Annotated in this window: 10 protein-coding genes; 4 read left to right on the top strand and 6 right to left on the bottom strand. The window is 35.4% G+C overall.

Annotated elements, in window-relative coordinates:
• Nucleotides 1–2: 2 nt before the first annotated feature.
• Together ACZ5CF_RS02555 and ACZ5CF_RS02550 are read left to right on the top strand one after the other, a co-directional pair.
• Nucleotides 3–659 (top strand): CoA transferase subunit B, encoded by a 657-nt coding sequence (locus ACZ5CF_RS02555; RefSeq protein WP_464580170.1) that lies wholly within the window; start codon nucleotides 3–5, stop codon nucleotides 657–659.
• A gap of 268 nt (nucleotides 660–927) precedes the next feature.
• Nucleotides 928–1,068, top strand: a complete 141-nt coding sequence (locus tag ACZ5CF_RS02550; RefSeq protein ID WP_464580169.1) for a hypothetical protein — start codon at nucleotides 928–930, stop codon at nucleotides 1,066–1,068.
• A 64-nt stretch (nucleotides 1,069–1,132) separates the two neighbouring features.
• On the opposite strand, the gene ACZ5CF_RS02545 is transcribed toward ACZ5CF_RS02550, so the two are convergent.
• Nucleotides 1,133–2,278, bottom strand: coding sequence for a methionine aminotransferase (locus ACZ5CF_RS02545; protein ID WP_464580168.1), 1,146 nt, complete (start codon nucleotides 2,276–2,278; stop codon nucleotides 1,133–1,135).
• Nucleotides 2,279–2,355: 77 nt separating this feature from the next.
• Between ACZ5CF_RS02545 and ACZ5CF_RS02540 the strand changes: the two genes are divergently transcribed.
• Both ACZ5CF_RS02540 and ACZ5CF_RS02535 read left to right on the top strand, forming a co-directional pair.
• Nucleotides 2,356–4,458, top strand: coding sequence for a S46 family peptidase (locus ACZ5CF_RS02540; RefSeq protein WP_464580167.1), 2,103 nt, complete (start codon nucleotides 2,356–2,358; stop codon nucleotides 4,456–4,458).
• A 67-nt stretch (nucleotides 4,459–4,525) separates the two neighbouring features.
• Nucleotides 4,526–5,230: a hypothetical protein gene (locus tag ACZ5CF_RS02535; protein ID WP_464580165.1), complete on the top strand. Its 705-nt coding sequence runs from the start codon at nucleotides 4,526–4,528 to the stop codon at nucleotides 5,228–5,230.
• Nucleotides 5,231–5,293: 63 nt separating this feature from the next.
• Here ACZ5CF_RS02535 and ACZ5CF_RS02530 read toward each other — a convergent pair whose 3' ends face one another.
• The 5 genes from ACZ5CF_RS02530 to ACZ5CF_RS02510 all read right to left on the bottom strand — a co-directional run bounded on the left by ACZ5CF_RS02530 (nucleotide 5,294) and on the right by ACZ5CF_RS02510 (nucleotide 12,601).
• Nucleotides 5,294–6,040, bottom strand: coding sequence for a succinate dehydrogenase/fumarate reductase iron-sulfur subunit (locus ACZ5CF_RS02530; RefSeq protein WP_464580164.1), 747 nt, complete (start codon nucleotides 6,038–6,040; stop codon nucleotides 5,294–5,296).
• Between the two features lie 11 nt (nucleotides 6,041–6,051).
• Entirely contained in the window at nucleotides 6,052–8,052 is a 2,001-nt protein-coding gene (locus ACZ5CF_RS02525; protein WP_464580162.1) for a fumarate reductase/succinate dehydrogenase flavoprotein subunit, read from the bottom strand.
• 12 nt (nucleotides 8,053–8,064) lie between these two features.
• Nucleotides 8,065–8,748 carry a succinate dehydrogenase cytochrome b subunit gene (locus tag ACZ5CF_RS02520; RefSeq protein ID WP_464580161.1) on the bottom strand — a complete coding sequence of 228 codons (684 nt, stop codon included), beginning with the start codon at nucleotides 8,746–8,748 and terminating at the stop codon, nucleotides 8,065–8,067.
• A 151-nt stretch (nucleotides 8,749–8,899) separates the two neighbouring features.
• Nucleotides 8,900–9,676 carry a hypothetical protein gene (locus ACZ5CF_RS02515; protein ID WP_464580160.1) on the bottom strand — a complete coding sequence of 259 codons (777 nt, stop codon included), beginning with the start codon at nucleotides 9,674–9,676 and terminating at the stop codon, nucleotides 8,900–8,902.
• Between the two features lie 72 nt (nucleotides 9,677–9,748).
• Nucleotides 9,749–12,601 carry a VPS10 domain-containing protein gene (locus ACZ5CF_RS02510; RefSeq protein WP_464580159.1) on the bottom strand — a complete coding sequence of 951 codons (2,853 nt, stop codon included), beginning with the start codon at nucleotides 12,599–12,601 and terminating at the stop codon, nucleotides 9,749–9,751.
• Nucleotides 12,602–12,720: the final 119 nt, after the last annotated feature.

Below are 12,720 nucleotides of genomic sequence, written 5' to 3'. Positions count from 1 at the left end.
GTATGAGTTTAACGAAAGAACAAATAGCACAACGTATAGCTAAAGAGGTAAAAGACGGTTATTATGTAAACCTAGGGATAGGTATTCCAACCTTAGTAGCTAATTATGTGCGCAACGATATATCGGTAGAGTTTCAAAGTGAGAATGGGGTTTTAGGCATGGGCCCGTTTCCTTATGAAGGAGAAGAAGACCCAGACATTATTAATGCCGGAAAACAAACCATTACAACTTTACCCGGAGCTTCTTTTTTTGATTCTGCCATGAGCTTTGGTATGATTAGAGGGCAACATGTAGATTTAACTATTTTGGGCGCAATGGAAGTTGCAGAAAATGGCGATATAGCCAACTGGAAAATCCCGGGAAAAATGGTTAAAGGTATGGGAGGCGCTATGGATTTAGTGGCTTCTGCAGATAATATTATTGTTGCAATGATGCATACTAATAAAGCCGGAAAATCTAAATTGCTTAAGCGCTGTACACTTCCTTTAACCGGAGTAAATTGTGTAAAAAAAATAGTTACCAATTTAGCAGTGTTAGAAATTACTTCTAAAGGGTTTAAACTTTTAGAGCGTGCGCCTGGTATTAGTATTCAAGAAATTAAAGAAGCAACAGAAGGTACCTTAATTGTAGAAGGAGATATTCCTGAGATGAACATATAAAATGCATTTCATCGAAAAAATAAAACTTTTTATCGACTGATTTAACAATTTTTTTAATTTTGATACAAGGTAAGGCCCCAAACTTACTTTGTAGCATTTAAAGCTAAGATTTAAAATCTATCTATCTTAAATATATTTTTTTTGATGGGTAGATTTTTTTAGCACAGAAGGTTAACCACAAAAAAATGTTGTTTTACAACAAATTGTGGTGAGATTGCACGTAAAAGTGTATTATTACAAACCAAATTAACCAAAACTTACTTATGCCATGAGTACAATTAGCATGATGGCCTATGCTAACACACAACCAAAACAACCATTTACTAAAAAGGTTGCAGCAAGTATAAAAGCTTCGATGGCTTTTGCTAAAACACTTTTAGTACTTGCAAAAAAAGTGTGCATGCTTTAGGCAGTAATCAACCTACAAACAAAGAGTGAGCTTGTATTACGTTTGTGTAGCACAAGCTCATTTTTTATGATATTTGTTGTAAAATGCGGGCAGCTTTTTGTAGTGTTTCGTTTTTTTTGGCAAAACAAAAGCGCAAAACTTTATAATCTTGCTGGTTTAGGTTAAATACAGACATAGGTATGGAGGCAATACCAAATTCTTTGGTTAAGCGTTTTGCAAAATCAACATCATTTTCTGCAGTAATATTACTATAATCTAATACCTGAAAATAGGTTCCTTTAGCCGGTGTAAACTTAAAATTAGAATCTTTAATTAACGATAAGAATAGGTCTCTTTTTTCTTTAAAAAAGTCTGCCAGCAGTAAATAGTGCTTCTCATTTTCTAAATATTCGGCTAACGCTATTTGGGTAGGATGATTAACAGAAAACACATTAAACTGGTGTACTTTTCTAAATTCATCCATTAATTCTCTAGGAGCACAACAATAACCAACCTTCCATCCGGTATTATGAAACGTTTTGCCAAACGAGGCAACTATAAAACTATGTTTTTTTAACGTTGTATACCTCGATGCAGAACAATGTTGTAAATCATCAAAAATTATATGTTCGTAAACTTCATCACTTAAAACAATAATATTTGTGTTTTTTACCAGCTTTTCTAATTGTTGCATATCAGCATCAGAAAGCACTGTTCCGGTTGGGTTATGAGGTGTATTTATAATAATCATTTTAGTGTTTTTGTTAATGAGCTTTTTTACCTCATCCCAGTCAATTTTATATTCAGGAGCTCTAAGTTGAACGAGTATTGGCTTACCGCCATTAAGAGAAATAGCAGGTTCATAGCAATCATACGCTGGCTTAAACACAATTACTTCATCATTTTGCTTTATAAAAGCGGTTATAATTGTAAAAATAGCTTGAGTAGCACCTGCCGTTACGGTAATTTCAGATTCAGGGTGATAAAAGGTATTATGTAGTTTACTTATTTTATTACTTATTGCTTGTAACAACTTAATGTTTCCGGGCATTGGCGCATATTGGTTGTAACCACTTTTCATAGCCTTGCAAACAAGTTCAGACAATCTACTGTCGCTTTCAAAATCAGGGAAGCCTTGCGATAAGTTTATGGCATTATGTTTATTAGCCAACGCACTCATTACAGAGAATATAGTGGTTTTAACATTGGGTAGTTTAGATATGTGCTGCATAGAAACTAATTTTGGGTAAAATACTAAATAAATAACAGCTTTTATATCTTTGAGCGATTGCTAAAAAACACATAATTATGAGAATAGTACGATTACTTTTATTGTTGGTTACCATACAAGTTACTGCACAACAAGGAGGAATGTGGATTCCTTCATTACTTGCCGGAATGAACGAGCAAGAAATGCAAGCTCTGGGCAGTAAATTAACAGCAAAAGATATTTACGATGTTAACCAATCTAGTTTAAAAGATGCTATTGCGCATTTTAACGGAGGATGTACAAGCGAGGTTATTTCTCCTAAAGGTTTATTATTAACAAATCATCATTGCGGATATAGCCAAATACAATCACATTCATCATTAGAAAATGATTATTTAAAAAATGGATTCTGGGCAAAATCATTAGAAGAAGAACTTCCTAACCCGGGCTTATATGTAGAGTTTATAGTACGAATAGAAGATGTAACCGAGCGTGTATTAGAAGGAGTTACAGACCAGATGAGTGAAAAAGAAAAGCAGGCTCTTATTACTGCCAACAGTAATGCTATAGAAAAAAGCACACCTAAAGAAGCATGGCAAGGAACAAAAATAAAGGCATTTTTTAACGGCAATCAGTATTTTTTGTTTGTAACAGAACGTTTTGAAGATGTAAGATTAGTAGGAGCTCCACCCAGCAGTATAGGTAAGTTTGGAAGTGATACAGATAATTGGGAGTGGCCCAGACATACCGGAGATTTCTCTTTATTTAGAATTTATGCCGATAAAAATAATCGTCCTGCAAAATATAGTAAAGATAATGTGCCGTATAAGCCCAAACACTTTTTACCAATTTCTTTAGATGGGGTTGAGGAAGGAGATTTTACAATGGTTTTTGGATTTCCGGGTAGAACAAATGAATACTTGCCGGCCGTTGCAGTAGAACAAATTGTAGAAAAAATAAATCCGAGTAACATAGCTATCAGAGAAGCAGCACTCAATGTAATTGATGCTGAAATGAAGGCAAGTGATGCAGTTAGAATTCAGTATGCATCTAAACAAGCCAGAATTGCTAATGCATGGAAAAAATGGATTGGTGAGAACCAAGGAATTAAAAAGAGCAATGCAATTGCAAAAAAGAAATCATTCGAAAAAGAATTTACTACAACACTTAACCAAAAAGGATTAGAACAAAAGTACGGTCATATTCTACCAAACTTCGAAGAATTATACAAAATAATAGAGCCAATAGCGGTAAAACGATCTAATTTTAGAGAAGTTTTCACCAGAAATATAGAACTACTTCAAATAATAACTCTTTTATACCAATTAGAACAAGCATCAGGGAAAGGAGAACAAGCATTTACAAAAGTTAAAAAATCTGTTTTATCAAGGCTTAATAGAATTTATAAAGATTTTAACCCAACAGTAGATGAGCAGGTATACCAAGCTGTAATGCCATTGTACACAGAAAAAGTTAAAAGCAATTTATATAATGAAACACTTTTAACAAATAAACAGAAAACGCTTAGCCTTTTAGAACAAAGTGCAGAACATATTGTTAATACACTAAATGAAGATAAAGCATACCAGTATGCCAAACCTTATTTAGTAGAGTTTTATAATGCTATAGAACCAAAATATCAGGAACTCACATTACAAATTAATGCACTCCAAAAACAATATATGAAGGCTTTGATGGAGGTTTTACCAAACCAAAGGTATTATCCGGATGCAAATAGTACATTACGTGTAACATACGGTCAGGTAAAAGGATATTCTCCCAGAGACGGAGTGTATTATTTACCTAAAACCTATTTAGAAGGAGTAATAGAAAAGTATGTGCCCGGAGATTACGAGTTTGATGTACCACAGAAACTTATTGAGCTTTACAATGAAAAAGATTATGGAGTTTATGCAGATAAAAACGGAAAAATGCCCGTATGCTTTTTAGGTACTAATCATACAACCGGAGGCAACTCTGGGAGCCCTGCTATAGACGCACATGGAAATTTAGTTGGATTAAATTTTGACAGAGTATGGGAAGGAACTATGAGCGATATGAATTATGATCCTGAAATTTGCCGAAACATTATGGTAGATGCCCGCTATATTTTATTTATAATAGATAAATATGCCGGAGCAAAACATTTAATTAACGAAATGAAGTTGGTACATCCTAAAAATAAGTTAGTATCAGAATAAAATAAGTGCTGTAAAGCCATTTTAAATTTTGTACCTTGTTGCAAACAATGATTTAAAAAAAATTACTATGAACTTTAGTTTTAAAATAAGAAATATTATTGCTTTTGCTGTACTTTCTCTATTTTTTGGAGTTCCAATTAAAGCTCAGACAACAGGTATTGAAAGTGGCTTGGGCACGTTAGGAAATATTACTCGCGGGGGGAATCCAATGAGGATAAATTTAGGAGCTAACAATAGTGAATTGGTAGGAAGTGAATATTTGTTTCCAGAGTGGAAAATGGCTAAAGTTTATTTAACTGAAGATACTTTCGTAAAAATAAACACCAAAATAAATACTTTTTCTCAAGAAGTTGAAATATTAGACAAGAATGAAACAAAAGCACTTTTGCCTGACAAAATAGATAAGGTTGAAGTAAATAATAGAATCTTTAGATATAAAACAATTGACAAGAGTAATAGTTTAGTTGAGGTTTTGGTTGATGGAAAAATAGGTTTAGTAAAAAAGTTTTCTGCTAAAATAAAGAAAGCTGTATTTAAGCCAGGAATTCAAACAGAGAAACCTAAAGATAAAATTGTTATTGAAGAAACATTATATGTTAAAACGCCAACATCGAATTTTACCCCACTAAGATTATCAAAAAAGAGCATACAAAAATTAATAAACAAAGATCCTTCAACTCTTAATTTTATTAAAGAAAATAGCCTATCTTATAAAGATGAATCAGATGTTATTAAAATTATAAATTTTTATACTAAAACCAACGCTAATTAACAAAACAAAGCCCCGAGCAACGCTCGGGGCTTTTTGTATAGAAAAACACAAACACATTAAAAACTATCCTTTTAAAGCAGCTTTTAAGTATTCTCTATTCATTCGGGCAATATTCTCTAACGAAATGCCTTTAGGGCATTCTACCTCACAAGCTCCGGTATTGGTGCAATTACCAAACCCTTCTTCATCCATTTGCTTAACCATGTTTAAAACACGCTCTGTAGCTTCTACTTTACCTTGAGGTAGTAAAGCAAACTGAGATACTTTTGCTCCTACAAACAGCATTGCCGAAGAGTTTTTACAACTTGCCACACAAGCACCACAACCAATACAAGTTGCAGCATCAAAAGCAGCATCAGCATCATGCTTATTTACCGGAATTGCGTTAGCATCTATAGTATTTCCCGAGGTGTTTACAGATATAAATCCTCCAGCTTGTTGAATTCTATCAAAAGCACTTCTATCTACAACTAAGTCTTTAATAACAGGGAAAGCTGTTGCTCTAAAAGGCTCTATATAAATAGTGTCTCCATCTTTAAATTTACGCATATGAAGCTGGCAAGTGGTTACACCTCTATCAGGCCCATGAGCTTCGCCGTTAATGTATAGGGAACACATTCCGCATATACCTTCTCTACAATCATGATCAAAAGCTACGGGCTCTTCGCCTTTGGCAATAAGTTGCTCGTTGAGGACATCTAGCATTTCAAGGAAAGACATATCGGGAGAAACATCGCTAATCTTGTACTCAACCATTTTCCCTTTATCGTTAGCGTTTTTTTGACGCCAAATTTTAAGTGTTAGATTCATAGCTTTCCTTATTATTTGTAACTTCTTTCTTTAACTTCTATGTATTCGTAGTTAAGTTCTTCTTTGTGAAGAACCGCCTCTCTTGGATCTCCTTTATATTCCCAAGCTGCTACATACTGAAACTCCGGACGGCGTAATGCTTCGCCCTCTTCAGTTTGGTATTCTTCTCTAAAGTGACCTCCACAAGATTCTTCTCTGTGCAGAGCGTCTTTAGCAAATAGTTCTCCTAACTCTAAGAAATCGGCTACTCTTCCTGCTTTTGCCAATTCTTCGTTAAATTCGTTAGCACCTCCCGGAACTTTTACATCTCTCCAGAATTCTTCTCTAATGGCTCTAATCTCGTCCATAGCCTCTTCAAGACCTTGTTTGTTTCTGGCCATTCCAACTTTGTTCCACATTACTTTTCCGAGTTTCTTGTGGAAATAATCTACAGAATGCTTACCGTTATTATTAACAAAGAAATTTATTTGCTCTTTCACGGCTTTTTCTGCTTCTTCAAATTCAGGAGAATCTGTAGAAATTGGTCCGGTTCTAATATCGTTAGCTAAGTAATCTCCAATAGTATAAGGTAACACAAAGTAACCATCTGCAAGACCTTGCATTAAAGCCGATGCTCCTAGACGGTTTGCACCGTGATCTGAGAAATTAGCTTCACCAATTGCATAAAGCCCCGGTACAGTTGTCATTAAGTTGTAATCTACCCATAAACCACCCATAGTGTAATGAACAGCAGGGTAAATCATCATAGGAGTCTCGTAAGGGTTCTGATCTACAATTTTTTCGTACATCTGGAAGAGGTTACCATACTTGCTTTTAATTACCTCTTGCCCTAATTTTTTAACAAGTGCTTTATCGTTTACATCTAATCCTTTAACTCTTGCTTGTTCTTTACCGTAGCGCTCTATAGCTGATGCAAAATCTAAGAAAACAGCTTCTCCGGTTGCATTAACACCATAACCGGCATCACAACGCTCTTTAGCAGCTCTAGAGGCAACATCACGTGGCACTAAGTTACCGAAAGCCGGATATCTGCGCTCTAAGTAATAATCTCTGTCTTCTTCAGGAATATCGGTTGGTTTTAATCTACCTTCTCTAACAGCAATTACATCTTCTTTCTTTTTAGGAACCCAAATTCTTCCATCGTTACGTAACGATTCTGACATTAAGGTTAGTTTAGATTGATGATCGCCCGAAACCGGAATACAAGTTGGGTGAATTTGAGTAAAGCAAGGGTTTGCAAAATAAGCACCTTTTTTATGTGCTTTCCAGGCAGCTGTAACATTGCTACCCATAGCGTTTGTAGATAAGAAGAAAATATTACCGTAACCACCGGTACCCAATACTACAGCATGTGCAGCATGGCGCTCAATTTCTCCGGTAACTAAGTTTCTGGCAATAATTCCTCGAGCTTTACCGTCTACAATTACCACATCTAACATTTCGTGGCGGTTATACATTTTTATTTTACCACGACCAATTTGGCGGTTCATAGCAGAATAAGCTCCGAGCAATAATTGCTGGCCGGTTTGTCCTTTAGCATAAAAAGTACGTGAAACTAAAACCCCTCCAAAAGAACGGTTATCTAACAATCCGCCATATTCACGTGCAAAAGGTACTCCTTGTGCAACACATTGGTCTATAATATTAGCAGAAACTTCTGCTAAGCGGTAAACATTTGCTTCTCTTGAGCGGTAGTCACCACCTTTAATGGTATCGTAAAATAATCGGTATGTAGAGTCTCCGTCTCCTTGATAATTTTTAGCTGCATTTATACCTCCTTGAGCAGCAATAGAGTGTGCTCTTCTGGGTGAATCTTGAAAGCAAAAAGCTTTAACATTATAACCAAGCTCTGCTAAAGTAGCTGCAGCAGAAGCTCCGGCAAGACCTGTACCAACAACAATAACGTCTATTAAACGTTTGTTGGCAGGGCTTACCAAATTAATATTGTTTTTATGATTAGTCCACTTTTCAGCAAGTGGTCCTTTTGGTATTTTAGAATCTAATGTAGCCATGCTCGTTGAAGATTAAGAAATGTGATTAAAATGATGGTACAATGCTATAATTACAAATCCTAACGGAATAAGTATAGCATAGGCTTTGCCAAAACCTTTTAATCCTTTGGTGTATTTATTGTTAGCACCAACAGATTGAAAAGCCGAATTAAATCCGTGTAGCAAATGAAGCGCTAAAAACACAAAAGCAAGTACGTAGAGCCCCACTCTAACCGGACTTACAAATTTGTGTTGCAATTCTTCAAAATAACGATAACCGCTACCGTCATGATTTAAGCCAGACCAATCACCTTCAATAAATTTTGTATGAATTTCAGGAAACCAGAAATCGTAAAAGTGCAACGCCATAAATCCTAAAATCGCCAAACCACTCCAAATCATGTTTCGGCTCATCCAGGTTGAATTAGCTGCACCATTGTTTTTAACGTATTTTACATTACGGGCCTTACGGTTTTTAATCTCTAAAATAAAGCCCATTACAAAGTGAAAAACAACCCCGAAAATCAAAATAGGTTGAAGCACAAATTGTACTAGCCAGTTAGTTCCCATAAAATGAGAAAGCTCATTAAAAGTCTGGGCACTAAACACCGAGGTAACGTTAATGGCAAAATGTTGTAACAAGAAAATCATTAAAAAGAATGCCGAAAGTGCCATGGCAAACTTTCTACCAATCGAAGAATTTAGAATTCTGCTCATTATGTTGTAGTTAGTTAAACAGTGCAAAAGTAAGGTACAACTGCATTTTGCACAAACTTTGCAATTTTTTTAAGCATATTTAGAATGGATTTAAAGAAAAAAGCGCAAAGAGTTGATTCTTTGCGCTTTAAGTTTTTTTCATTCAAGGCCTTTATTCTATAGTTTTGTAGTAGAATTTAACAGTCGAGGTAGCTACTCCTGAAGCATCTAAAGCAATAATATTTGCAACTGTTGGAAAATTATCACTGTCATATTCATATTCTACTTGAACCTCATAAACAGTTTGATTTGTTTCGGGGTCTTTTACAATTAAAGACTTAAGATTGTTAACAGGTAAAAGCATTTTAGCTTTTACTAAATCTTCATTTTGTGGATTTATATTAAAGTTTATCTGTATTTTATCTAACACATCTATTAACCCTGTTGACTGCAGTGTATAAAAAAAGGCATTAGGTTTGTTATCATAACTTAACTCAGCATAATATACAACTGTTGTTTCTTCGTATGGATATTCATCGCTATATTTTTCATCGTAGAACATTATTTCGGTGGGGTTGCCATTGTTGTCATAATCAAGAACCGCACCAACATTAGAAGCATCAAAAGGAGCTTTGTATAAATCTGCCATTATTCTGGTGCTGTGTTCTGATGAAATAGATGTTAAATCTTCAGATTGATCGTAATTAAAAAAAGCAACATCTCCATCAAAATCGCTAGCACTAGTAATTTTTCCCTCTGAATCATAATTTACACTAGCTGTGTATATACCACCGTCTTCATAATCAGAAGCCTCTACTTTTGAAAGCACTTTTTTTGCAGTGACCTCATTTATGTTCTCAAAATTGTCTTCGGTATTATCGCTACAACCAACAATCAGTAAAGACAAAACAAAAAAGCAATTAAGTAAGGTTTTTCTTTTAAGTTTCATAGGGTATTATTTTATAAGTTAAAAAACAAAAATAAAGAAAAAACTTATAATATTGTAAAGCAAAAAGCTAGCTTACTTAATCTCAAAGCCACTCTGCGCTTTACTACCATTACCACTAACAGTAATAGTGTATTTACCCTTTGGCAAGTAATAGTTACCGTTTTTGGCTTTTTTAAGCTTGTTTTTTGGTTGTTTTTTATTGTAAGCACTTACTCCAGAATCTATAGCAGTTAAATGATATGTTTTAAAATTAAACCCTTTATCTGCAGTAACTGTAAAAGAAGCAACAGTTATGTTGTTGCTTTCATCGGTTATCGTAACAGTATATTCACCTGCCTGGTTGGTATAATAAGCAATATTTAATTCGGGCTCAAAAGGTTCTCCCCATTGGCTCCAAGAGCTACCCCATCGGGTTGAGTGTCTTACGTTTTCTAAGTTAAAAACATGTAACGGTTTGTTTTTAATATCATGGTATTGTTGTAATGTACTAATGTTAGTTTTGTAAATGCTTCTGCCGTGCGTGCCTACAACTAAATCTTTGGCATCGGGTTGTATTACCAAATCGTGTACGGCTACTCGAGGCAGGTTTTTGCTGAAAGCTTCCCATGATGCACCATTGTTGAACGATACATACAGACCGTTATCTGTACCCAGATATAAAATATTTTCGTTCTGTGGATCTTCTTTTATAACATTTACCGGAGATAGCGGTAAGTTACTGCTTATGTTTTTCCAGGTGTTACCATAATCTTCACTCATATAAACATACGGAGTAAAATCGTCCCAACGGTAGCCGTTAAGCGTAACGTAAACTCTTTCTTTTTTGTGGGTTGATGCAATTACTCTACTTACCCATAAATCTTTTGGGAAAGCATCAGAAATTTTAGTCCACGTAGCACCACCGTCTTTAGTTACATGAACCAAACCATCGTCACTACCAACATAAATAAATCCAAACTGAAAAGGAGATTCAGAGATTGTTGTGAGTGTTCCGTATGCTACATTTCCTTTTTTTCCACCGGTAGTTAAATCCGGAGAAATGGCTGTCCAAGTATCTCCTTTATCTAATGAACGATGCAATTTATTACTGCCTAAATATAAAATGTCTTGATTGTGTGATGATAACAAAATAGGCGTTTGCCAGTTAAATCGGTACGGACTTTCTCCTAATTCATGTTTTGGCTGAATGTACTTTCGTTCTCCCGTTTCACGATTAATTCTGAAGTAATTTCCAAACTGAAATCCAGTATAAACAATATTGTGGTTTCTGGCATCTATTTGAACTTGCATTCCGTCTCCACCCATTATCATTTCCCAAGGATATTTTCCTTGTTGATGCCATGCTCTATCTTCTCTGGCATTATTTGCGCCTACCCAAACACCGTTGTCTTGCAGACCGCCATACACATGATAAGGCTTTTGGTTATCTACGTTTATTGCATAAAATTGTCCAACAGAAGGAGAGTTGTTTTTAATCCATGTTTTACCATCATCATAGGTAATATTAACCCCGCCATCGTTACCATTAATTAAGTGTCCGGATTGTTTTGGGTTTACCCAAAGTGCCTGATGGTCTGCATGCACATTCTCTTTGCCTATTGAGGTAAATGTTTTACCGCCATCTTTAGATGCAATTAAAGGAACTCCCAATACATAAATGGCATCTTTATTCTGCGGATCTACTCTTATCTCTCCAAAATAATATCCATAAGAATAATACAGATCGTCTAAATAGCCTTCGTGAGTTTTACTCCAGGTTTTGCCGCCATCATCACTCCTAAAAACTTGAGCTCCAACAACAGGAGTATCAAAAAGCATTGCGTTGGCATCTTCTAAATATTTAGCTAAATCTGCAGGTTTTACCGCCCCGCTTCTAACCATTTGCTTTACGTTGGCAGCACGGTATTTTTCTTGAAAGCCGTTGTTTTTTAAGTAGTTATTAAGCTTTTTGTCGTCTAATTCTAAAAAAGCATCTACACTCATGCTTTTAAAATCGTCTTTACTAATAAGTTCGTTGCTATCGGATTTTTTAGCAGATTTTTCGCGTAAAAACTGGCTGTCATGAACTGCATAAATAGTATTATTATCAAAAACGGCTAAACCAATTCTGCCCACACCTTCACCGGTAGGGAAACCGCTTTCGGGAGTAGAGAGCAGCTCCCAAGTTTCTCCGGCATCGGTGCTTTTGTAAATTCCAGAATTACTACCGTTGCCGGTAAAATTCCATGCTTTACGTTCGCGCTCCCATGCAGCAGCATACATAACATTAAAATTTCCCGGAACATGTGCTACATCTATAACTCCGGTATCTTTATTAATAAAGAGTGTTTGTTTCCAGGTTTTACCACCATCGGTAGTTTTAAAAATTCCGCGTTCTGCATTAGGTGAGTATAAATGTCCGATAACTCCAATTACAACTTCATCCGGGTTATTAGGGTTTATAAGAATTTCGCCAATATGGTGCGAATCAAACAAGCCCATATTTTGCCAAGTTTTACCACCGTCTGTTGATTTTAAAATACCTATTCCCGAATACGATGATCTGGACGAATTATTTTCTCCGGTACCCACCCAAATGGTATTGTTTTTCCAATCTACCGCTATATCTCCAACATTTTGTGTAGGAGCATTATCTAATATCGGGGTAAAGCTGGTGCCATTATTATTAGTATGCCAAACACCTCCAGAAGCATAACCTACGTAAAACTCGGTTGGATTATCTGGGTTAACAGCAAAATCTACCACACGGCCACTCATTATACTCGGACCAATATTTTTAAACGGAATGTTTTTTACAAGTGAGTTTTGCTCTAATTCAAGCTTGTTAGAAACAGCTTTTATAACTTCTTGAGCCGGTGAGGCAGGTTGTTGTGCATAAAGCCAAAGAGTAGTGCTTAAAAAAGCAACTAAAAGACGCGTTTTCATAATTTAAGAATGTGTTGAGTTAGCTTCTGTGAAGGTATCAATTGTTAAAAAAACGTCAAAAAAATTAATTCAAGTTTAACATATGGGAGCTTTGTATTTTTTGAGTAGCGCTTGTAAAG

The organism is Lutaonella thermophila, from assembly GCF_055387725.1.
Note: the sequence above shows the minus strand (reverse complement) of the source record. Positions and strands in the feature narration are given on the sequence as shown.